Below are 21,700 nucleotides of genomic sequence, written 5' to 3'. Positions count from 1 at the left end.
TTTTACAGTTGTTGCTTGCCGTTCGGACCCGGGCTGACCTAAGTCGCATCCGAAAAGGCCGGGCAAGAGGGCCCCAGCCAAGAAGAAACCCAAGCATTTTGAGGTGGCGATATGAGGATCCTTTTGGTCGAAGACGAGCCTCGGCTTGCTGAATCGTTGCGAAAGGTCCTCGAACGTGAGCGGTTCATCGTGGATCACGCAAGCGGGGTGGAATCCGCACGGGAAGCCAGCAAGCTTGGAACGTTCGATCTGGTCCTGCTCGACAGGTCTTTGCCCGATGGCGAGGGCCTGTCGTTGCTGCCTTCTTTGCGGGCTGACAACCCTGGGATCCACGTCATCGTCCTCAGCGCACGCAACGGCGTGAATGACCGTGTCGCAGGCCTTGACGGCGGCGCGGACGATTACCTCACCAAACCCTTTTCCATCGACGAGATGCTCGCCCGCATCCGGGCGGTCTTTCGCCGTCCTGCGAAACTGGCCCGCGCGACAATCCGTGCCGGATCGCTCGTTTTTGACCTCGCTTACGAGGAAGTGGAAGTGGACGGCGCTAGGATCGACCTGCCGCGGCGCGAGTTGCGGGTCCTTGCGGCGCTGATCAAGCGTCGCGGGCGCACCGTGCAGCGCGAGGCACTGGAGAACGCGGTTTTCGGCTTCGACGACGAAATCCAGTCCAACACGCTCGACTCTCATATCTCCCGTCTGCGCCGGAGATTGACCGCGGCTGGCGCGAGGATCGAGATCCACGCCATTCGCGGGGTCGGCTACCTGTTGCGCGAAGCCCCATGACGCGGTCGCCGTCGCTCAAGCGACCACTGATCGTCTATCCGCTGGTCTTCCACTTCCTCACGCTTCTTGTCTCCTTCGCCATCCTCATCGCAATCGCGCTCCGCGTCGACAGCGGCGGGCCCTACACCGATGAACAGATCATCCCGATCATCGCGCAAGCGGTGGAGCGCGATGCCGCAGGCGGCCTGACCGTCGTGATGACGCCGGATCTGGCCGACCTGCGGGGCAAGGCGCCAGACCTTTGGTTCGTGGCCGAGGACGACGGGGGGGCGAGCGTGGTCTTCGGTAGGGTGCCCGAACATTACGCGTCTCTGCTGGGCCGCCTGAGCGACCTGTCTTATGCGCAGATGCGTGACCGTGTCGCGCCCCACGATCTGGCAGCGGTGATCCGGAGGGAGAATACGGACATAGGCACCCTGACCATCCTTGGACATGGTCCGCTGTCGGAACTGGGTTTTATGGTGGTGTTTGCGACCAACACGATCATCCTGCCGATCTTCATCTTGCTGACCCTGACCTCGCTGGTCGTGACACCCTGGATTGTCAGACGATCGCTCGCAGGCGTGTCGCGTATCGCGCGGGAGGCAGAGGGGATCAACGCGGACAGCCGAGGGCGCCGTCTGAGCGAAGCCTATGTCCCGCAAGAGATCGCGCCGCTTGTGCGGGCGGTGAACGACGCCCTGCGCCGCCTTGACGACGGATACGAACGCCAGCAGCGGTTCATCGCGTCGGCCTCGCACGAACTGCGCACGCCCATCGCCATTCTGGCGAGCAAGGTCGATGCGGCCGACAGCACGGCCGTCCGGGCCTTGGCGCTGGACGTGCAACGGCTCGCGACCATGACCGAACAACTTCTCGACCTGCACCGCCTTGAGAACAACCGCCAAGACGAGGCAATCGACCCTGCGGAGGTTGGCCGACGCCTTGTCGGAGATATGGCACCTCTCGTCATCGCCAACGGAGGTTCCATCTCGCTTGATGTCCTGGGCAACGAACCCTGCATCGGCGACGCGGCAGCGCTGGAGCGCGTGCTGATGAACCTTGTTCAGAACGCCATCGATCACGGCGGGACCAATGTTGTCGTCCGCGTTCTTGGGACGGCCTTCGAGGTCGAGGATGACGGCCCGGGAATACCGCCCACCGAGCGTGAGCGCGTCTTCGAGCCCTTTCACCGCCTTCGACCACGCACCACCGGGAGTGGCCTCGGCCTTAACCTCGTACGGGAGGTCATGGATCAACATGGCGGCCGCGTGGAGATCCGAGATGCGCCCGGTGGCGGCACAGTCTTTCGCATTGATCTGGGCACCGTTTAAGGCATGGACGGGTGCGACCGTCCATGCCACGACCGACCGCTTTCGAATGTCGGGGAAGGGCCGCTTTTGACAGAGAGCGGCAATACAAGAAAACGCCTCTCGCTGCGCATCATTGCGCCTGAATGGAAGGCAGAAGCTCTGTCTCGCACCAGGTCCGGAACGTCGTCGGCGTCGCGGAGCGATCCTTGGGGCACGCCGCGTTGTCCATCCCCTCGTTCTTGGCGGTCATCATCTCGACATAGCCTTGCGCCATGCCCTCTGACGCACCCATGCCGCGCATCATGCCGCCGAAATCCTTCACTGACATCTCGTGAAATGCGATCTCGCGGCCGAGCACGTCGGACAGGACCCTCGCCATCTCTTCAAAGCTCAGGTCTTCTGGTCCGCAAAGCGCAAGCTCCGCGGCGCTGTCCCAGTCTTGTCCGATCAGCAAACGAGAGGCGATCGCGGCGACATCGGCCTTCGCGACATGCGGAAGTTTCAGATCGCCGGGCGTTGGCTGGTAAAATGCGCCCTGCTCGCGGATCAGACCAATTTGACGCGCGATATTGTCCATGAGTGAGGCACAGGCAAGCGAGCGATAGGCTAGGCCGGTGGCCGCGATCATATCGTCCATGGCAATACTTGCGGCGGCGAGGCCTGCGGGCTTGGGCCATCCGCGCCCGAGGGCCGAGACGCCAACGATATGGCTCACTGACGATCCGGGCAGCGCGGTGCAAAACGCGCGTGAGAAGTCGACATAGGCGTCTTCGGGGGTCTTCGCACGGACTGATCCCGGCGGCAGCCAGAACACCGCCGAGACTCCCTCGAGCGCCCGTGCAATCGCGCCACCGTCGGCGTGAGAGCCTTCGACGATATCGACCCGGCCTCGCGTGTCCGCGTCGAGCTTTGACGCATCGCGCAAGATAACACGGACCTTTTCCCCTGCACCCAGAACGTTCGACAAAACGCGGGCACCGATATCACCAGTGGGGGTAGTGATCAGGATCATGGTATTTCCTTTTTCATTTGACACTTGACCATCTACGCAAACCGCTCGGACTTTCTATGCTTGCAAATCCGCTTTTTTATAGCCATCGTCCGGATCGTCATGGATACATTGTCCGGAATTGTCGCTCTGCTTCAGCCTCACGATTGCGTCGCGGCCGGATTTGACGCGGCGGGCGATTGGTCCATCCAGTTCGAGCGCCATGTCGGGTTGAAGTGTAACTCTGTCATCAAGGGTGGATGCTGGATCACCGTGGACGGTGGTAAGCCGGTGTGGCTGGATGCCGGGGATTGCGTGATCCTGCCGCATGGATTGCCGTTCATTATGTCAGCGCGTTCCGTCAGCCATGGAACCGATGCCAATGAAATTTATGCGCCCGTCGCACATGGCGGCACGGCCAGCTATGGCGGCGGTGGAGAGTTTTTCATGGCCGGAAGCCGTTTCCTGCTCTCGGGGCCAGCCGTCGAGATGCTTCTTCCGTCCCTGCCCCCTATTCTGGTCGTCAAAGGGGGCGAGAAGGGAGAGGTGCTGGCGTGGGCGCTCAACCGCATCGCGCGCGAGTTGCAAGAGCCGGAACCGGGCAGCGCATTGACCATCGCACATTTGTCCCACCTCATTCTTGTGCAGGCGCTTCGTGTGTTCCTCGCACAGGAGCCTAGCGGCGTTACCGGTTGGCTTGCCGCACTTTCAGACCTCAACATTTCGCGTGCGGTTGCTGCCATCCATGCCGATCCTTCGCGATCCTGGACGGTGGCTGGTCTGGCCGCCGAGGCCGGGCTTTCTCGAACAATATTCGCCGAACGCTTCCGGCAGATCACAGGGCGAACGCCGCTCGGATACCTGACCCAGTGGCGCATGTTGCTGGCCATGGACCGGCTCTTGGCGTCAGACGCCGCTTTGGCGAGGATCGCATCAGACGTCGGCTACAGTTCGGAAAGTGCCTTCGCGGCAGCGTTCAAACGTGAGACGGGTCATTCCCCAAGGCGCTACGCACGCGAGGCGCGCAACGGGACATCCCGTTCGGCACTGCGCCGTTATCGCACATCAAACGATTGACATGACTAAGGGAATTGCACGCTCGCCCGCAGAACGCATCCATGCTCACGGTTCGATAGCCGACGGTGTTGTGATATTGTCGCGTGTAATGTGGGGCTGATGCCAAAACTCATGGGTCTGGTCACCGATGAAATGGACGTTTCTTGGCTAACCGCAAAGAAGAAGCGCCAGTGGGGCGTCCAGCAACCGAAGCAGCGGGGCGCATTTTCCCGGGAATTTTCCGGCCTTGAGGTGTCTTCGTCCAAGTGAGCGGCCGGACCTTGGCGCAAGGAGCGCTAGAATGTTCTGTCAGCCTGAGGGATTATCCGCGGTCTCGCAGGTCCGCCGGTGCCGGGAGGTCCCCTCGGTTCCGGCGCCGCACATGACCTTGCCGAAACGGCAGCCGACATGGAACTTGCGATGTGGACCTCACCGGCGCACCGCCACTTCCAGCGCTTCGCCCAAGATATCCAGCCCGTGCGTGATCTCCGCATCCGTCGCCGTTAACGGTGGCGCGATCCGAAAGACTGCGCCCATGGCGGGTACTTTGACGATGTTCATGCTCAAACCGCGTTCCATCGCCGCCTCTGCAATCCGGTCGCCCATCTCGAGGTCAGGTACGCGGCTATTTCGGTCGGTCACAATCTCTAGCCCCAGCAACAAGCCGCGTCCGCGTACGTCTCCTATGCAGTCGTGGCGCTGCTGCAACGCCAGCAACCCGTCGCGCAACAAGGCCCCGGCCTGTGTCGCCCGCGTGATCAGCCCGTCGCGCTCCAGCACGTCCAGCACAGCCAGCCCCACGGCGGCCGGCAGAGGGTCAGAAACATGTGTGGTCAGGAAGATGTACCCGCGCTCGTGCGCTTTCTCCTCGATCTCCCGGCTGGTCATCACCGCCGACAGCGGCAGCCCCGCGCCCAATGTCTTTGACAGGGTCAGGATATCCGGCACAACCCCGTCCCGCTCGAACGCGAACATTGTGCCGGTACGCCCCACCCCGGTCTGCGCCTCATCAAGGATCAGCAGCATCTCGCGCTCCTCGCACTTGCGCTTCAACGCGGCAAGATAGCCCTCAGGCAACTCGATGATCCCGCCCGACGACAGGATCGGCTCTGCGATAAAGGCCGCAAGGCTTCCCGTCGACTGCGCGTCGATCAGCGCAAAGGCGTCGTCCAGCTCTGTCTGCCAGTCAAGGCTGCCATCGTCATGGGTGAAGCGCGGCCGATAGGCATGCGGTGCGGGGATCGCGAAGGAGCCGACCGTCACCGGGCCGTACCCTTTGCGCGCGGCACTGTAGGTGGCCGAGGCCGCAGCCCCTGTCATGCCGTGCCAACTTTTGGTAAATGCCACGATCTCGTGCTTGCCTGTGACGCATTTCGCCAACCGGATCGCCGCCTCATTGGCTTCGCCACCCGTGGACAGCAGCAGTGTCTTCTCCAGCCCCGGCACCATGCGGCCCAGCCGGCTGCATAGCGCGACCACCGGCTGTGACAGCATGCCGCTGAACAGGTGATCCAGCCGCCCTGCCTGCTCGCGAATGACCCGGACCACCTCCGGGTGCGAATGCCCCAGCACGGCACTCATCTGCCCCGAGGTGAAATCGAGGATAGGCTTGCCGTCAGTGTCATAGACGAAACACCCCTCGGCGCGGTCGATGATCCGCCGTTCGAACACCGGGCCGTAACGCATCACGTGGCTGTCCACATCTGACCAAAAGCTGGAGTGTCGGTTCGCGTCGGGCATTTCGTTGTTCCTTCAATGAAATGAGTCTCGACGAGACCTAACGCAGATCGACTATTGAGTATAATTCATTCCACTGCATCCCGAATCAAGAAAGCCTTATATGCCCGATCTCGACATCGCCCTTTTGCGCAGCTTCGTCACGGTCTCCCGATCCGGCTCCATGCGCGCCGCAGCTTTACGCATCGGACGTACGCAATCAGCGGTCAGCCTGCAGATCAAGCGGTTGGAGGACCTCGTGGGCGAGGAGCTTTTTCACCGCACCGGGTCCGGCGTCGCTCTTACAGTGGCGGGGGAGCGCTTCTTTCCCGGAGCCGAACGTGTCCTTGCCGCCCATGACGAAACGCTGGGATCGATCAGACAGGACGGTCTCTGCGGTTCAATCGTCTTCGGCTGCCCCGAGGATTACCTGACTGCCTTCTTCCCCGACTTGCTGCGGCGCTACGGTGCCGCGCATCCTGGTATCGAGATCGAGGTGATCAGCGCCCCCACTGTCGAACTGCGGCCTCTGCTGCAACGCCGCCGCATCGACCTCGCGATCGTGTCCTTGCCAGACACGGCGGACCCGTCCGACATCATCCGCTATGAACCGCTGGTCTGGATCGCGTCAACCGACGCGCCCGCCTTGCTGCAGGAACCGATATTACCGCTCGCCCTCTCGGCACCCGACTCGCTCGACCATATCGAGGCACGCCGCGCGATGGATGCCGGTTCCCGCCCCTATCGCGTGGCCCACGCCAGCAACGGGCTTGCGGGCCTGCTGGCCATCGCCCGCTCCGGCATCGCGGTCAGCGTGGCGACCCGCGCCGCCGTGCCCAGCGACCTTTCCATCATCACCAACGGATTGCCTCCTCTGCCCAAACTCGGCATCTCGCTCGCTTACGCCTCCGCACGCCCATCCCCCGCGAGCCGCTCCTTTGGCCGCTTCGTCGCGCTGAACCTGACGTAGACAAATTCTGATTTCTTTCGCGCAAAGACATCGGTGAAGTCGGAAATCGCTACGGCCTTGAGCCCCCGTTCGACCATCCATGGTGGAGAGAGATGAGCCCACCCCGCGAACGAAGGCGACGTGGATCTCGGCAGAATTCCCCGTCTAGGTGGACCGAACCCATCGGGAAAACAGCCCTTGCAGATAGCGGAACGGGCGCATTCGGGCTTTAGGCGCCGTCGCCCGTTCCACGCGGTCAGTCTGATATGATCCAGCCCTAATTGGCGCATGACCCGCTTCGTTGGGCGACGTCCAACTCTTCAGTTGGCGTCACAAGCGCGGTCAACGGGGTGGATCACGCCCAAGAGCCTGACGACGTTAGCACTCGCTTCGGGTTGGATCGCGGTCGCAGCGTTGCTCGCGCGCCCGATCAGACATGATCTGGGCATTGAGCGCGGTCTCGCTGGTCAGGTTCTGCAGATGGGCCCTCTTTAACCTTTCTGACGAAGAGCTGTCATCCTGCATACACCCGGCCACCAAGACCGTGACTGCTGCCACGACCAAGAGGCGCGTCGTCGTTCGATGACACTGTGACAATGAGATATCTCGCATCTTAATTCCTTCCGGAGTTCTGTGTACCTGTTTGCGGCGGCGGTCCGCACCGCTGCGAACCCCCGTCGCTGCGCAAGGTGCCGACGAAGATTGCGTGAACATGGCGTAGTTGAGAAAATGGCGACCATCGTTAAGGTCCCTTGGCGTCAACTGGCAGTCAGAAGGGTGGGGTCGGCCTGATAGGCGTGCGGTCAGTCCTTGGGATCATCTGAGCCGGTGCGTTCTGATGGTGTGGGGTCAGACGTCTTGAGCCGCTTGGGGAGGTGGAACGTCAGGCGCCGGCCGTCGCGGGCCGTTTGAACCAAGACCGGATCACGGGTGCCAGCCATTGCTTCAGCGGGCACACCTTGGCGCTTTTGCTTGGCGCACAGCTGCAGGGGCAAGATTTCTCGGAGCCGTGGATCGGCGCAGGTATCCTGTTGGACGCGCTCGGTCGCGGTGGCGACAACCTGACCCCGGACAGCGCGGCGCGGTTTCCCTTCTTCGATGTGGATTACACATCACGCCGAAGCCCGATCCTCGTGGGTTTCGGGGCCGAGGATCATCCGCACGTCACGCCGCGCGGCCCTGAATGGCATGCCGACGCGTTTACCGACGCGCCGGGAGCCAACGCGCTGCTGATGATCGCAGGTGTGGGCCACGGCCTTGGCGGTATCGCCGGTCTGGACGCAAAAGAGACGGAGGCCGAAGCCCCCGACGCGCATGAAGCGACGCGGCGTCTGACGTTCGCCTAGCTGTCGAAAAGCCTCGGCATCGAGGCAGAGACATGGGACAAGGGTCGAATCGCCTTGAGTAACGCCGCCGCAGATTTGGCAACTCTGGCCGAAAAATCAGCCTCTCAGGCGGCGTTGATCTCGGGCATCTTCACATCGGCCAGCTTGCGTTGCTGGGCCATGATTTCGGTGAAGGACAGGCCGGGGTTCGCCTCGGCCAACATGCCGACCTTCATCCAGAATTCGGCCTGAGCGTTGATCGAACGGCACATGACGGTGCTCGACTTGCGCAGTTCCTCGTGCAGTTCCTCTGCGATCTTCACGATGCCCATCCGGATCACTCCTTTCAAACAATATACGAATCATATACGAAACGCATACTCACTGTGATGATCCGTCAATCGGGCGGCGTCGGCAAGAAGATTCACCAACAAAGAAGGGACACCGGGTGGCCACTTACATCAACGTCCCTGTCGCTCCGCCCGCGCAGAGCGCCCGGCGGACGGAACGCATCAAGCTCTACGGGCCGGACGCCTTTGCGGGCAGGCGCCGCGCCGGGGCCCTGACCGCCCGATGTCTGGACGAGATCGCCGCCCTTGTCCGGGACGGAACGCCCCTGTCCGAGATCAACACCTTCGTGCTCGACTTCGCAGCGACACATGACGCCCGACCGGCGACTTTGGGCTACAAAGGCTATGAATACGCCTGCTGCACGTCGGTCAATCACGTGGCGTGCCACGGTGCCCCCACGGCGCGAAAGCTGCGCGCGGACGATATCGTGAACGTGGATGTGACGCTTGTCCTTGATGGCTGGCATGGTGATGCCAGCCGCATGTACGCCGTGGGCAAACCCAAGATTGCCGCCGAGCGGCTGATCCGTATCGCGCATGAGGCAATGATGCGGGGCATCCGGGCGGTGCGTCCCGGCGCGCGGTTGGGTGACATCGGTCATGCCATCCAGAGTTACGCAGCGTCGCAGCGGTGTTCCGTCGTCCGTGATTTCTGCGGTCACGGCATCGGGCAAGTCTTTCACGACTCTCCGAACATCCTGAATGTCGGCAAACGGAACACAGGACCCGAACTTCGGGAAGGGATGACTTTTACCGTGGAACCGATGATCAACCTCGGACAGCCTGACGTGAAGATGCTTGCCGACGACTGGACCGCCGTGACACGGGACAGGTCATTGTCGGCGCAATTCGAGCATTCGATCGGGGTTACAGCGGAAGGCTTCGAGATCTTCACGCTCTCGCACCAGGGCCTGCATATGCCGGGGGTCGATCTGGCGGTTGCACAAACCTAAGCGATCAGAGCTCTTCGTCGGACTGCACCGCGCGGTTGCCCATTCCCTACTCAGAAAATTCATGGAGCATCATCCCCATGCAACCTTCGCCCGTCATCATCGCCCGACTGTTGGCCTTATCACTGGGCTTCGCAATGACACCGCCCGCGAGCGCCCAAACAGGCGGCGATTTGGACATAGGGGAAAGCATGCCGATAGAGGAAGAACTGACCGCATCGGGCCCGATTGGCCCCCTCAGGGGAACCTTGACCCTACCGACCGAGCATGGGCCGCTTCCGGCGGACGTGCCGGTGTTTCTGGTCGTGCCCGGTTCCGGGCCAACGGACCGCGACGGCAATTCGCCCCTTGGCATCGCGGCGGCGCCATACCGACTGCTTGCCGAAGCACTGGCCGAGCGGGGCTACCCATCGGTGCGCATCGACAAGCGCGGCATGTTCGGATCCGAGGGTGCCATTTCGGACCCGAACGATGTGACGATCGCAAGCTATGGCGACGATCTTCTTGCCTGGACAGCCGCCATCAGGAAGCGGCTGCCCACTCAGGACGGCAGGCGCTGCGTCATTCCCATTGGGCACAGCGAGGGCGGGCTGGTCGCCTTGGCCGCCATGGCGCGCATCCCGGACGCCTGCGGGTTGATCCTGATCGCCAGCATCGGCCGGGCCTTGGACGAAGTGATAGGCGAGCAGCTGCGCGCCAACCCCGCGAATGCGCCTTTCCTGCAGGAGGCCGAGGCGGCAATGGCCACGCTGAAGCGTGGCAATCGGGTCGATACGGGCACCATGAGTCCCGCACTTCGGCCCCTTTTTGGCGCAGAGGTCCAAGGCTTCTTGATCGACGCAATGTCATACAACCCTATCGAATTGGCAGCCCGTCTCGAGGTTCCCATGCTCGTTCTGCAAGGCACGCGCGACCTGCAGGTCAGCGTGACGGATGCACGCATGCTGGCAGATGCCACAGCTGATGCGACCCTCGCATTGCTTCCCGACGTCAATCACGTCCTCAAGATCGTGGCATCCGAAGACGCTTCGGCGAATCTCGCGACTTACACCAACGCGGCCATTCCGATTGCTCCCTCGGTCGTGGATGCGGTTGCGGACTTCGCTGCAAGGATCAGGCAAGACTAGACCCACGAGAAGCGCGGAGCAGTCGCGCTCAACGCATCGTTCTGGGAACTGGTAGAAGCATGCTCATGCAAAGGGTTTCCTCTCGATCTCCGAAAACCGCTGATTGCAACATGCTTCAGGCAACTCCGAAGCTCACCGATACAGATCACGCGCTCGATGTTGCCGGCGTCCGCGCCGGTCCGCTTTTTCGCGTGGTCCACCAGACAATCGCAGTGATGACGACAAGCCCGGCGCTCGGCACGAGGTTGGCGGGGGTTCCGGCGATCTCACCACGGCTGCTCAGGTCGCCCCCCAGGTCGAGATGGAGCGTCGTGGCCAGAACCAGGGCGCTGACGTTGTAAACCGCGTGCAGCACGACGGCGACCTCAAGGCCCCCCGTTCTCCAGGTTATGGTGGCCATCGCACCGAAAAGCACGAGATACGAGCCAAGGATGTAAGGGTCCAAAGTACCGTGAAAAAGCGAGAACAAGACCGTCGTGACGCCGATACCGAGCATTGCACCGGACAGAGATTCACGTGTCCAACTGCCAACAACCCGGAACATCAAGCCACGAAGCCCGTATTCCTCACCAGCGGCCGCCAGCGGGGTGAGCGTCATGCCGATGATGAAGAACGCGACCAGGTCCGCCGTGCTCCATGGGACTGTGTCACCGGGTGTCAGAAGAAATCCGACTGACATGACGATGAGGAGCAAGGGGCCGAATACAATCAATGCGCGACCGAACACCCCGAACCTGAATCGTCCTGCCACCGAATGCAGGGAGCGGGCGGGGATTCCATAGAGCCAGCGCTGAAGCAGCATGCTGTATGGAATGAGCAAAGCCAAGGACAAGGCCCCCGCAGCGTGCATCAGAGGCGTGAAGCCTGTCCGCCCGAGAAGCTGGGTGTCGATGGCCAAGGCCACGGCGAGGCACACTTGCGCGAAAAGAACGAGACCCGCAAATAGCAGGATGATCGCGACGATTCCTCGGACGATCTTCCGTTTTTCGTCCGCGTAGACGCGATGGTATTCCAAGTCGGCAGGAACCCGCGGTGTGCGTACCATCTCGTCAGGTTCCAGGAACCAACCCTCACTTTTGCGACGCATTCTCTTCCTTTCTTTCAGTCCACCCACGGGGAACGTAATGCCGCGCGCTACGCAATCGCGGCCCGCTTTGGGTTCTGCGGCTGATCTCCTATGCGCAGTGGAGGCCCGTTAGAGCAGCCCTTGCATGCCAAGCACGGCCCTAGTGGAAATCTGCGTTGATACCCGTATCCGTATCCAGATCCTGCCCCCTTCGCCAAAACGCTTGGAAAGCATTCAACATCGAGTTTTAGCCAATCATTACAGGAGGGCCCGACCTTCAGATTTCAGAGCCGCTTCACAAAAAAGAGCCGTGCCTCGTTCTCAGGATAACCGTCGATCCGGCCAAATTCGCTGTAGCCCAAGCGCTTGTAGAACTCAGGTGCCTGAAACGAGAATGTGTCGAGCCATATGCCGTCCATCCTTCGCAGGCGTGCTTCCTGCTCGACGCGCGCCATCAACTGGCCACCGACCCCCTTGCCACGGCTCTCCTCGGCTACTGCCAAGAGCTCGACGAACACCCACTTCAGATCAAGCGAAAAACGGGCAGCGAGACCACCGAGGTAACGACCGTCTTCATGAGCCTCGAATAACACCGTCTCGGACTTGAATGATTTCCCGATCGCTTTGGAGTGAAGATCAAGAAGCGCCAGAATACGGTCGCGTGCTTCACCTTCGGAACCTTCGGCAGGGCGGATCTCGGTCATTGTGATATCCTCTCGTCAGTATTTGGTCGAACTAGGGAGATGGTTGCACCGGCAACCGGGGCTGACCTCGAGCCCGGTCCAGTGGGCAGCAAAGGCCCACATGTCGGAGAACTCTGCGATAACCATGTTAGTTGGCTTGCCGGTCCCATGCCCGGCGCGGGTTTCCACGCGCAGAAGATGCGGCCTGTTCCCGATGTCGGCGGCCTGCAACGTGGCCGTATATTTGAAAGAATGCGCCGGAACGACCCTGTTGTCCGTATCCGCCGTCGTGACAAGAATTGCAGGGTAGCGCGCACCCTCGCGGATTGTGTGGAGGGGCGAATACGACAGAAGGGTTTGGAACTCTTCCTTAACGGCAGGGCTGCCAAACTCCTCAACCCAGGTGGCGCCGCTTGTAAAGCGATCAAACCGCAGCATGTCGAGCACCCCCACCCCCGGCAGGGCTGCGGCGAAGAGGTCCGGTCTTTGATTGACGACGGCACCGATCAGTAACCCGCCGTTCGACTCTCCATGGATCGCGAGTCCATCAGCGGGCGTGATGCCTTGGTTGATCAGATACTCACCGGCAGCGATGAAGTCGTCGAACACGTTCTGCTTGTTGGCGCGCCGGCCAGCATGGTGCCACGCTTGGCCGTACTCGCCACCGCCACGAATATTCGCCACTGCGTACACGCCGCCCTGCTCAACCCAGGCCATGGCGGCGGGCGAGAAATGTGGCACCATGCTGATCGCGAAACCGCCATAGGCATTCAGCATTGTCGGCGCCGGACCGTCAATGTCTTTGCGCCGAACAACAAAGAGTGGCACCCGCGTGCCGTCCTGCGAGGTGTAAAAATGCGGCTCGACCGTGATTGTGTCGAGATCGGTTGCGATTTCGGGTTCGGCCCAGACCGTCGTGCGGTTTGCATCGACGTCAAGACGCAGGACGGTCAGCGGCGCATCAAAACTGGTGAAGGCGAAGAAGGCCTCGTTCGCACCGGGACGGCCGCGGACGATGCCGGTGCTGCCGGGCCCAGGCAGCGGGACTGTGCCCTCGAACGTTCCATCTAGATTGTAAAGTTCGGCCTGCGACTGGACATCGATCGTGTAGGAAAGCAGCAGCCGGTCACCCAGCATCGCGGATCCACCTTCGCGCAAGACTGCATCGGGCCGTTCCGGGATCATTTCCGAAAACCCGGGCTGCGCCTCCGAGAGGTCCATCGTTACGATCCGACCCCGAGGCGCATCCTTCTGCGTTGCAAAGAAGAGTTTCGTGCCGACGTTGCCCAGCAAGAGCCAACGATCATCGTAGCTTTCGATGATGGTATCAGGCGCAGGATCGGCGGAAGACAGGTCCGTCACCGTGACCGCAACGCCCCCCGTCAGCGCGGAGGTGTAGACGATCAGGTAACGGCCATCCGGCGTGACATCGACAGAATGCAATAGAGCTTGTCCCGCCGTCGCCGCATGGATCAGCTGATCTTCTGACTGGTGCGACCCAAGTCGATGAAAATAGACGGCATGGCCTTCGACGCCGGCGCTAAAGGCTGCCCCTGCCTCGGGTTCGGGAAACCGGGAATAATAGAACCCCGAACCATCGGGATGCCAGGCGATCGTGGTGAACCGTGCCCATTCCACCGTGTCGTCCAGGATCTCGCCTGTCGATGTGTTGATCACCCGAATGGTCCGCCAGTCCGATCCGCTGTCCTGCATGGCAAATGCCACGAACGTGCCATCGGGCGAGGCGGCCCATTCGGCCAGCGCCACGGTGCCATCCTCTGACCAGGTGTTCGGGTCGATCAGGATACGGTTCGCGCCGTCAGCCCCTTCACGCACCAGAAGCTGCGCCTGGTTGTCGAGCCCGCCGTTGCGCGTGAAGAAGTAGAGGCCGCCGCGCTCGACCGGTGGGGTCAAAGTCTCGTGGTCGAACATCGCCGTCAGCCTGCGATGAAAGACATCCCGCCCGGAAAGACCCTCGAGATAGGGCGCTGAGACGGCATTCTGCGCGGCAATCCATTGTGCGACCTCGGCATCTTGCCGCGGATCATTCTCCAGCCAGCGGAACGGGTCGGCGACGGTGACTCCGAAATGCAGCTCTTCGGTATCGGTCTGACGTGTGTCCGGATAGGTCATTGGCATATCATCCTCTGCAAAGGCGGGGGCGTTAGACAGGAGCAGCGCCGTGGCGGCAGCGCCAAGAAGGTGCTGCGTCATCGAGAGCCGCCCCTGACGCTCGGACATCTCTTGGCGCAATCGGCGGATGGATATGCGCCCGGCGGGCCGGCTGCTTCGTGCTGTCATGGTGATGTTTCCTTTTTTCCTTTCGGACGCGCTGGCCCGAGTGGGCTGCCGCCGTCAGGCAACGGCGTCGCAGATGGGGAGTGTCGCGGCGGCCCGGATCGCCGAAAGGATGCGGGCCGTTGCCTCCTCAGACGTCACGTGCATACCGGCGTTGATCACGGCCGCGCTGATCTCTTCGTCCACCAGGCGCATCGCTGCTGTGATGGCAGCGGCGCAGAGCCTGACCTCGAAATCGTCCGCAGTCCGCGCCGCACGATCGGCGACGACGCCGATTAGCTCCATCTCCGCCGCATGACACGCCATGAGCCAGGCCGAGCGCAGGGCCGGTTCGCGGTGCAGGATCGCGAGGATCCGGACAGCGGCAATGCTGTCGCGGACGAAGGCATCGTCAGAGATGAATACCGTCATGGACCGGGCCAGGAATTGGTCGATGCTTTCGGTTTTCGGCCATTGGCCGAGCAGTGCCGCGAAGCGCAATTCGCTGACTTTCAACACCGGTTCGACGCAGGCTTCCTTGGATCGGAAGTATCGCCAGACAGTGCGCGTCGAGATGCCAGCCGCGGCGGCTATGTCGTCTCCGCTGGTCGCATCAAAGCCCTTCTCCCAGAACAGCCTTGCTGCATGTCGGGATACGTCGAGCCGCGCGTCCTCTAGTCTCGATCCGTCTGTCACTCTGTGGCCTCCGTTCCCTCACGAGGGTGCCAGTGGGTATTTTTCTCTTCGGACAAGTGAACAGTTTCGCCACACCCACACCGCCCGTGTCACTAAGTGACACAAGCACTAGATGTCACTTAGTGACAGTGAGCGCAAGAGGGTAGCTGTTCTTTTGGCTCGCCAGGCGCCACCATGATCACTGACTAAGCCAGATCAGGCCCGCGGGCTGCGAGAACCCCCGGATTGGGCGATACCGAAGTGCTGGTGGGTACAGGTGCTAGGCACTGGTGCCCAAGGCTGGTTCTGCCGATGCAGTAAGCAGCCAACTTCTGAAATCTCGCATAGCAGGTGTAGGCGGTCGGTCCGCAGGCCATGTCAGGCAATACCTACTCGCAGACACCATCGTCGAGAACGGCTGAACCAACCGCCCATCCGCAATGCGGCGTGTGAACATTTCCACCGGAAGGAGCGCCACGCCCCCGCCATCCGATGCAATCTCGGCCATGGCGAGCGAGGAATCGAATATCGGACCGGTCAGTGGCGGACAGAGTGCCCCTGCCTCTGCGAACCAGCGCGGCCATTCATCGCTGCGATAGCTCCGCAGTAGGACTTCGCGGCTGAGGCTTTCAGGGGTCGTCAGATATTCGGCCATCGACGGCGCACACAGCGGTGCGAGCGGAGCCTCAAGCAGCACGTCAGACTCAAGCCCGGTCCAGGAACCGCTGCCATAGCGGATCGCCATGTCGAGCCCCTCGCGCAAGATCTCGACGCGGTTGTTGTTGGTCGAAATGCGAAGATCAATCGACGGATGGTCCCGCCGGAACTCAGGCAGACGCGGCCAAAGCCAACCGACGGCAAAGGTCGTGACAACACCGATCTTCAACGTCTCGATGTGGCGATGTCCGGTAATGCGGTCGAGCGTTCGCGCCATTGCGTCGAAGCCGTGTTCCAGAACAGGGTACAGCGCCCTGCCCTCATCGGTCGGCACCAATCCGCCGGATGCGCGCACGAACAATGTGACGCCAAGCCGATCCTCGAGCCGTGCCACCTGATGGCTGACCGCGGCTTGGGTGACGCGCAACTCTATGGCGGCGCGGGTGAAACTACCCTGCCTGTAGGCCGCCTCGAACACGCGGAGTCCGTTCAGAGGCAGGTCCGGGCGATCCATCGGCATTACTCCAGCTAATGCCAAGTGTGATACTTTGTCGTTTGATGGCCGTAAAGCAGCAAACTAAGGGGTGCGGCGTGACATCATTTGATGTCTCGTGAATTCCAGACCTTGATGGTCGCCCGTCATCACTCGCCTTGAGCAGGCGACGAAGCGGTGCCATGCGCCATCGATTCAGACAAGGATGAACTCATGCTGACACATGCCGCGACGCTGCCCCTACTGGCCGCCGGGGTTTCCCTCGCACTGCTGACAGGCGCCCCTGCCTTTGGCCAGAACCCGAAACTGCATCTTGCCGCAACCATCGACCGCATCGAACAAGAGCTCGACGCGCGCGTCGGTGTTGTGATCCGCGAAAGCGGCTCGGATTGGATCGTCAGCCATCGTGCCGAGGAGCGGTTCCTGATGGCCAGCACCTTCAAGACCATGCTGTGCGGCGCCGTCTTGCATCGTGTCGATGAGGGCGACCTCGACCTCGAAGAAAGGATTGCGATCGAGGCCGCAGAAGTCCTCGAGTATGCGCCTGTCACCGAAAAGATGGTCGGCGAAACGATGAGCGTGGGCGAACTATGCCACGCCGCGCTCGACATGAGCGACAACGCGGCGACCAATCTGCTGATCGACCGGATCGAAGGACCGCAAAGCGTGACCGCATTTTTGCGCGAGATCGGCGATCCGGTGAGCCGTCTGGACCGCCGCGAGCCGGACGTGAACACCTTCGCGCCGGACGACCCGCGCGATACAACCACGCCCGAAGCGATGGTGTCGACGATGGTGACGTTGCTGACGGGCGATGCACTGTCCCCGCAATCGCGCGCGCAACTGGTCGACTGGATGAGCGACGGTGGCGTTACGGGCGCACTGATCCGTGCGAGCACGCCAGCGGGCTGGCATGTCGCCGACAGATCGGGAAGCGGGAATTTCAACCGCAACATCGTCGCGATGGTGACGCCGCCGGATCGGGAACCCTACTTCATCGCCATCTTCCTGTCGGATGCAGATGCCGACTTTAACACCCGCAACGGCGCTGTGATCGAGCTGTCCAAAGCCGTCATGCAGGTCGTGACAAGCCGGTGAGATGGTCGCGGCCGCGCCCAACGAGGCGCGGCCGCCTTCCCTAACGCAAGTCGAAGCGCGCAGAGATTTCCAGACTACGATTGCGAGGCTCCGACCGCGAAATCGTGATCAGTCCACAAATCGCCACTGGCGAATGTGATTGATCAGCGCCCGCAGCTTTGGTGCCATGTTCTGACGCTGCGGGAAATACAGGTAGAATCCTGAAAACGGCGGCAGGTAGCCCGTAAGCAACGGGACCAGTGCCCCACTATCGAAATGTTCTCTCATGCAGTCCCATGGCGCAAAGGTGATACCGCCATCCGCCAAAGCCACCCGCAACATCAGACGCAGGTCGTTGGTTGTCACCTGTGGATCCACCATGACATCGAACGGCTTGCCATTCTCCTCGAACTCCCATCGCCACGGGGCCGTGTCGGGGGCGGGTCGCCATCCGACACAACGATGGTCGAGCAGATCCTTGGGGTGGTTCGGTGCGCCATATCGCGCGATATAGGCGGGCGTGGCTGCCGCCACTTCGCGTTGCGGGCCGCCAACGGGCACGGCGATCATATCCTGCTCGATCACTTCGCCCAAGCGAACACCTGCATCGTAACCACCGGCGACGATATCCAACGCGTCATCTATGACCGTCACATCCACCGTAACCTTGGGATGCGCCTCGGCAAAACGCGCGAGCAACGGCCCCGACAGGAACTCCTCGGCAATGGATGTGACGGCCAATCGCAGCCGCCCACTCGGTACATCTTCATTGGCCTCAAGCGCGTCCTGAACCGCCGCCATTGGAGCGCGCAGGCTCTCGACCAGCCGGGCACCCGCCTCTGTCAGGCGAACCGAGCGGGTCGTGCGCATGACCACCTGTATGCCCAAGGCATCCTCCAGGCGGCGTATGCCTTGGCTCACGGCGGATCGCGTCACACCGAGCCGGTCCGCCGCAGCGCGAAAGTTCTGCTCTTCGGCAACAGCGAGCAGGAGTGGCAGCAAGTTCAAGTCCATAGGAAGCCCCCATTGTCGCGCAATGCTAACCAACCAGTCCAGAAATAACGGTATACCGTTCACAATGATCTGCGTCCATCTTGCTTTTTGCAACAGGCAGACAAGGAGAAAATCATGGATAAGGTCATCTTGATTACCGGCGCCTCCAGCGGCATCGGCGAAGGCATCGCGCGCACGCTTGCAGCGCAGGGCGCGAAAATCTTGATGGGCGCGCGCCGCACGGATCGGCTGGACGCCATCGCACAGGACCTGCGTGGCCATGGGGCCGAGGTCGCGACTTGGTCGCTTGATGTCACCGAGCTTCGCTCCATGCAGGAATTTGCGCAAACGGCGCTCAACCTGTGGGGCCGCATCGACGTGCTGGTGAACAACGCCGGCGTGATGCCCCTGTCGCCCATGTCCGCCGTCAAATTCGACGAATGGGAGCGGATGGTGGACGTGAACATCAAGGGCGTTTTGTGGGGGATTGGGGCCGTTCTTCCGGTCATGGAACGGCAAGGCGAAGGCCAGATCATCAACATCGGCTCTATCGGCGCGTTGCAGGCCGTACCGACGGCAGCCGTCTATTGCGGCACAAAATTTGCGGTTCGGGCGATATCGGACGGGCTGCGTCAGGAAAGTAGCGCCATCCGTGTCACCTGCGTGAACCCCGGCGTGGTAGAGAGCGAACTCGCCTCCACCATCACCCACGAAGAGACGCAGGCGCTCATCGGGGATTACCGCGCCATTGCGCTGAAACCGGTTGATATCGCACGCGCCGTAAGCCAGCTGATCAACGCCCCGGCGACCGTGGACACAACCGAGATCACCATCCGCCCCACAGCATCCGCAAATTGAGGGCAACCATGGAGAAATCAGCCATGCTCACCGCCGTCCTTCTGGCCATCGGTGCCGAATTCGCCCGGAGTGAAACCCCGCACCCCTATGTCGGGATGTGGGTCACCGCCGACAACCGCATCCGGCACGAACTGCTGCCGAATGGCCGCTACGTCGAGGCCCGCGGCGAACGAGAACGCGCCTACGAAGGCCGCTATGAGATCAACGGCACATATATCGAATACTGGGACGACAGCGGCTTTACCGCCGACGGTGAATTCGTTGAACCCGATGTGCTGCATCATGCGGGCATGGTTCTCTATCGGAAGTAACCACGATCACGCTGGCACATTCTCACCCGTTTTAATCCGGAAGTCGTCGGCTCTTCCGCCTGAGGGGAGCCGACGCAGATCTCCGGACTATATGTAACTACTCACCACCAATGGATTTCAATCTCTCCAGCCCGAAACGGCTATAGAGCCTTCGGTAGGATTGTCGTGAACAAGAGAGTTAGCACCGGGGAGAGGACGCCCTTAGTGCCGCGACAATTGCGACTGCTTCGGCTGCAAGTTGGTCTCGCGTTGGGGTGATCCCCAAAACCACCATGCGCCAGTAGAGCGGTGCGGGAAGCAGATCGAGGGCCAGATCACGATCGACGGCCTGGTCCAACTCGCCCCGCGCAATCGCGCGGTCGAGAACGACCTGTGCCTGCTCCCGGCGCGCTTTGGCAACCTGAGTGTTCAGATCCCGCATCGGCGCGGACCGTGCAGCCTCGGCATGAAGATCCGGTAGGATGCGTCGGATCATGGGATGGCGAAGGACCACTCTCAGGCGGATCAGAAAGGCAAGTACGTCGGCCTCCAGGCTTCCATGGTCGTCGGGCATGGCGATCGTCAACCCAATCGTTGACACTGCCGCGACTGCAAATTCGTGGTGCGACGAAAAGCGACGGTAGATCGCGGCTTTGCCGGCCCCCGCTCTGGCGGCAACCCTTTCCAGGCTTATGGCGGCAAAGCCGCGTTCCGCCCATTCCTCGAAGAAAGCGCGATAGAGCGCATCGGTCAGATCGGCACGTTGCACGGCAGCCCCGGAAGGTTTTCGTCGGGATTTAACGACGGAACGGTTGCGTTCCAACGAAAGTACTCCTATTTGGTCGATACGTTACCGTTCCATCCATATGAGGTTCCATCATGGCTGACAAGTTCGATAGTTTCTCTGACCTGCTGCGCGCGGCATTAGGTGACCGGCTCGCACCTGCGGACAGCTTGCTCGGTCTTTTCACAGATGACGTGATCTTCGAGTTCCCCTATGCGCCTGACGGGCTGCCAAAGCGGCTGGACGGCAAGGCTGCCCTTGCGGCGCATCTTGAAAAGCTCGGCCCTTTGCTCATCTTCGGGCCGATGGAGCTCGGCAGCGTACATGCTGCTGGCGATACGGTGGTCTTCGAGTTTTCCTGCAGCGGTACGGGCGTGAATACAGGTGCTCCTTATAATCAAAAGTACATTTCGGTGGTCACTGTGCGGGAAGGGCGCATTGCGCACTACCGCGACTATTGGAACCCGCTTGTCGTGCTGACAGCCTTGGGCGGCACCGAGGCTGCCGCCGCTGCGTATGAAGGGACAGCATGATGGTGGTCGAGCGGGTCCTCGTCACCGATGTCTTTGGCAGGCCGGTGCGCCAGATTTCTCTTGATCCTGCCGCTCTGAAAGTGCGCTTCATGGCGCAGGGCCTTCCGCCTGACTACGCCAAGACGCTCACGGGTCTGGGCGTAGTCAGGCGGGCGCTAAAGACTGTATGACCCTGGGCGTTGAGCGAATGACCGGGTAGCGGCCCACGTCATTCCGCGACTTTGCGCACCGCGTCTTCGAGCAGCTATCGCGCACAGATCCTTGCAAAGTCGATGGGCCGGATCGTCCATCAGGAGTCATCACGCTTTGATCGGCTGACGACCGCGAAAGCCTGACTGAAGCGTCGGGAAAAAGAACTTGCGACGCCGGATGGGTTCGTCGACTGCGGGTGTTTGTTAGGCAAGTGGCGTTGTCCGTGCTTAGGTCATTGTTACTCCAGATGTCGTGACCGCATGTCGATTTAGGCGCCGTGCAATCCTCTGTTCTCCATCGTCAAAAATGCTGAAACCGCGTTCGAGAGTATCGCCGGGCATGTGAGATCATTGAGGGTCGCTGTCGTCGGATCGAGAGCGCAGCCGTGGTCCAGAATTCCCGTGCGTCGACACATACCTTCTTCCGCGTTGCGCCGGTGCGGATGCCGGACAAAACCCGACTCGCATCGTGCAACCAGCGGGATGCAACAATGCGCAAATTCGGCACATGCACAGCAGAACACGCAACGCCGACAAGGCGGAGGCCGCCTAAGATGTCTTCGAAATTCCCGATGTACTGCATG

At 61.4% G+C, this 21,700-nt stretch carries 23 protein-coding genes; 13 read left to right on the top strand and 10 right to left on the bottom strand.

The window, feature by feature from the left end; all coding sequences use genetic code 11:
• Window positions 1-111: 111 nt before the first annotated feature.
• Window positions 112-786: a response regulator transcription factor gene (locus tag GC127_RS13945; RefSeq protein ID WP_151978691.1), complete on the top strand. Its 675-nt coding sequence runs from the start codon at window positions 112-114 to the stop codon at window positions 784-786.
• A complete protein-coding gene (locus GC127_RS13940; RefSeq protein WP_081508007.1) occupies window positions 783-2,099 on the top strand; it encodes a HAMP domain-containing sensor histidine kinase in 1,317 nt (438 codons plus the stop codon). The genes GC127_RS13945 and GC127_RS13940 overlap by 4 nt, the downstream gene beginning before the upstream one ends.
• 109 nt (window positions 2,100-2,208) lie before the next feature.
• Here the strand turns inward: GC127_RS13940 and GC127_RS13935 are convergent, their stop codons facing one another.
• Window positions 2,209-3,090, bottom strand: a complete 882-nt coding sequence (locus GC127_RS13935; RefSeq protein WP_151978689.1) for an NAD(P)H-binding protein — start codon at window positions 3,088-3,090, stop codon at window positions 2,209-2,211.
• Between the two features lie 99 nt (window positions 3,091-3,189).
• Here GC127_RS13935 and GC127_RS13930 point away from each other — a divergent pair, with 99 nt between their 5' ends.
• Window positions 3,190-4,143, top strand: coding sequence for an AraC family transcriptional regulator (locus GC127_RS13930; RefSeq protein ID WP_151978687.1), 954 nt, complete (start codon window positions 3,190-3,192; stop codon window positions 4,141-4,143).
• A 99-nt stretch (window positions 4,144-4,242) separates the two neighbouring features.
• Window positions 4,243-4,392: a hypothetical protein gene (locus GC127_RS22860; RefSeq protein ID WP_199861260.1), complete on the top strand. Its 150-nt coding sequence runs from the start codon at window positions 4,243-4,245 to the stop codon at window positions 4,390-4,392.
• 159 nt (window positions 4,393-4,551) lie between these two features.
• Here the strand turns inward: GC127_RS22860 and GC127_RS13925 are convergent, their stop codons facing one another.
• Window positions 4,552-5,862 carry an aspartate aminotransferase family protein gene (locus tag GC127_RS13925; protein ID WP_151978685.1) on the bottom strand — a complete coding sequence of 437 codons (1,311 nt, stop codon included), beginning with the start codon at window positions 5,860-5,862 and terminating at the stop codon, window positions 4,552-4,554.
• 100 nt (window positions 5,863-5,962) lie between these two features.
• On the opposite strand from GC127_RS13925, the gene GC127_RS13920 reads away from it, so the two are divergent.
• Together GC127_RS13920 and GC127_RS13915 are read left to right on the top strand one after the other, a co-directional pair.
• Complete coding sequence (locus GC127_RS13920; protein WP_151978683.1) at window positions 5,963-6,808, top strand: LysR family transcriptional regulator; 846 nt, start codon at window positions 5,963-5,965, stop codon at window positions 6,806-6,808.
• An 854-nt stretch (window positions 6,809-7,662) separates the two neighbouring features.
• The gene (locus tag GC127_RS13915) at window positions 7,663-8,133 is read left to right on the top strand and encodes a hypothetical protein (RefSeq protein ID WP_151978681.1); all 471 of its coding nucleotides are present in this window, start codon (window positions 7,663-7,665) and stop codon (window positions 8,131-8,133) included.
• Window positions 8,134-8,237: 104 nt separating this feature from the next.
• On the opposite strand, the gene GC127_RS13910 is transcribed toward GC127_RS13915, so the two are convergent.
• Window positions 8,238-8,444, bottom strand: coding sequence for a ParD-like family protein (locus GC127_RS13910; protein ID WP_081508002.1), 207 nt, complete (start codon window positions 8,442-8,444; stop codon window positions 8,238-8,240).
• A 116-nt stretch (window positions 8,445-8,560) separates the two neighbouring features.
• Here GC127_RS13910 and map point away from each other — a divergent pair, with 116 nt between their 5' ends.
• Window positions 8,561-9,415, top strand: coding sequence for a type I methionyl aminopeptidase (gene map / locus GC127_RS13905; RefSeq protein ID WP_199861259.1), 855 nt, complete (start codon window positions 8,561-8,563; stop codon window positions 9,413-9,415).
• Window positions 9,416-9,603: 188 nt separating this feature from the next.
• Window positions 9,604-10,539, top strand: a complete 936-nt coding sequence (locus GC127_RS13900; RefSeq protein ID WP_151978678.1) for an alpha/beta hydrolase — start codon at window positions 9,604-9,606, stop codon at window positions 10,537-10,539.
• Window positions 10,540-10,684: 145 nt separating this feature from the next.
• Here GC127_RS13900 and GC127_RS13895 read toward each other — a convergent pair whose 3' ends face one another.
• The 5 genes from GC127_RS13895 to GC127_RS13875 all read right to left on the bottom strand — a co-directional run bounded on the left by GC127_RS13895 (window position 10,685) and on the right by GC127_RS13875 (window position 16,411).
• Window positions 10,685-11,626, bottom strand: coding sequence for a CPBP family intramembrane glutamic endopeptidase (locus tag GC127_RS13895; RefSeq protein WP_151978676.1), 942 nt, complete (start codon window positions 11,624-11,626; stop codon window positions 10,685-10,687).
• 263 nt (window positions 11,627-11,889) lie between these two features.
• Complete coding sequence (locus GC127_RS13890; protein WP_081507999.1) at window positions 11,890-12,309, bottom strand: N-acetyltransferase; 420 nt, start codon at window positions 12,307-12,309, stop codon at window positions 11,890-11,892.
• 15 nt (window positions 12,310-12,324) lie between these two features.
• Window positions 12,325-14,589 carry a prolyl oligopeptidase family protein gene (locus tag GC127_RS13885; RefSeq protein ID WP_254700107.1) on the bottom strand — a complete coding sequence of 755 codons (2,265 nt, stop codon included), beginning with the start codon at window positions 14,587-14,589 and terminating at the stop codon, window positions 12,325-12,327.
• A 54-nt stretch (window positions 14,590-14,643) separates the two neighbouring features.
• Complete coding sequence (locus GC127_RS13880) at window positions 14,644-15,261, bottom strand: TetR family transcriptional regulator (protein ID WP_151978674.1); 618 nt, start codon at window positions 15,259-15,261, stop codon at window positions 14,644-14,646.
• A 259-nt stretch (window positions 15,262-15,520) separates the two neighbouring features.
• A complete protein-coding gene (locus GC127_RS13875; RefSeq protein ID WP_199861258.1) occupies window positions 15,521-16,411 on the bottom strand; it encodes a LysR family transcriptional regulator in 891 nt (296 codons plus the stop codon).
• Between the two features lie 192 nt (window positions 16,412-16,603).
• Here GC127_RS13875 and bla point away from each other — a divergent pair, with 192 nt between their 5' ends.
• Window positions 16,604-17,488 carry a class A beta-lactamase gene (gene bla, locus GC127_RS13870; RefSeq protein WP_254700106.1) on the top strand — a complete coding sequence of 295 codons (885 nt, stop codon included), beginning with the start codon at window positions 16,604-16,606 and terminating at the stop codon, window positions 17,486-17,488.
• Between the two features lie 108 nt (window positions 17,489-17,596).
• On the opposite strand, the gene GC127_RS13865 is transcribed toward bla, so the two are convergent.
• Window positions 17,597-18,481 carry a LysR family transcriptional regulator gene (locus GC127_RS13865; RefSeq protein ID WP_008280013.1) on the bottom strand — a complete coding sequence of 295 codons (885 nt, stop codon included), beginning with the start codon at window positions 18,479-18,481 and terminating at the stop codon, window positions 17,597-17,599.
• 114 nt (window positions 18,482-18,595) lie between these two features.
• Between GC127_RS13865 and GC127_RS13860 the strand changes: the two genes are divergently transcribed.
• Together GC127_RS13860 and GC127_RS13855 are read left to right on the top strand one after the other, a co-directional pair.
• Window positions 18,596-19,318 (top strand): SDR family oxidoreductase, encoded by a 723-nt coding sequence (locus GC127_RS13860; RefSeq protein ID WP_081507994.1) that lies wholly within the window; start codon window positions 18,596-18,598, stop codon window positions 19,316-19,318.
• A gap of 23 nt (window positions 19,319-19,341) precedes the next feature.
• On the top strand, window positions 19,342-19,629 hold the full coding sequence (locus GC127_RS13855) for an Atu4866 domain-containing protein (protein ID WP_199861257.1): 288 nt from the start codon (window positions 19,342-19,344) through the stop codon (window positions 19,627-19,629).
• Window positions 19,630-19,807: 178 nt separating this feature from the next.
• On the opposite strand, the gene GC127_RS13850 is transcribed toward GC127_RS13855, so the two are convergent.
• Window positions 19,808-20,431 (bottom strand): TetR-like C-terminal domain-containing protein, encoded by a 624-nt coding sequence (locus GC127_RS13850; protein WP_254700104.1) that lies wholly within the window; start codon window positions 20,429-20,431, stop codon window positions 19,808-19,810.
• A 56-nt stretch (window positions 20,432-20,487) separates the two neighbouring features.
• Here GC127_RS13850 and GC127_RS13845 point away from each other — a divergent pair, with 56 nt between their 5' ends.
• Window positions 20,488-20,925, top strand: a complete 438-nt coding sequence (locus GC127_RS13845) for a nuclear transport factor 2 family protein (protein ID WP_151978668.1) — start codon at window positions 20,488-20,490, stop codon at window positions 20,923-20,925.
• Complete coding sequence (locus GC127_RS22855) at window positions 20,922-21,095, top strand: hypothetical protein (RefSeq protein WP_199861256.1); 174 nt, start codon at window positions 20,922-20,924, stop codon at window positions 21,093-21,095. Before GC127_RS13845 ends, GC127_RS22855 begins: the two co-directional genes overlap by 4 nt.
• The last annotated feature ends 605 nt before the right edge of the window (window positions 21,096-21,700 follow it).

Source organism: Roseovarius sp. EC-HK134 (assembly GCF_902498815.1).
GTDB classification, from domain to species: Bacteria; Pseudomonadota; Alphaproteobacteria; order Rhodobacterales; family Rhodobacteraceae; genus Roseovarius; species Roseovarius mucosus_A.
The sequence above is the reverse complement of the archived record's forward strand: the minus strand, read 5'-3'. Positions and strand labels throughout refer to the sequence as shown.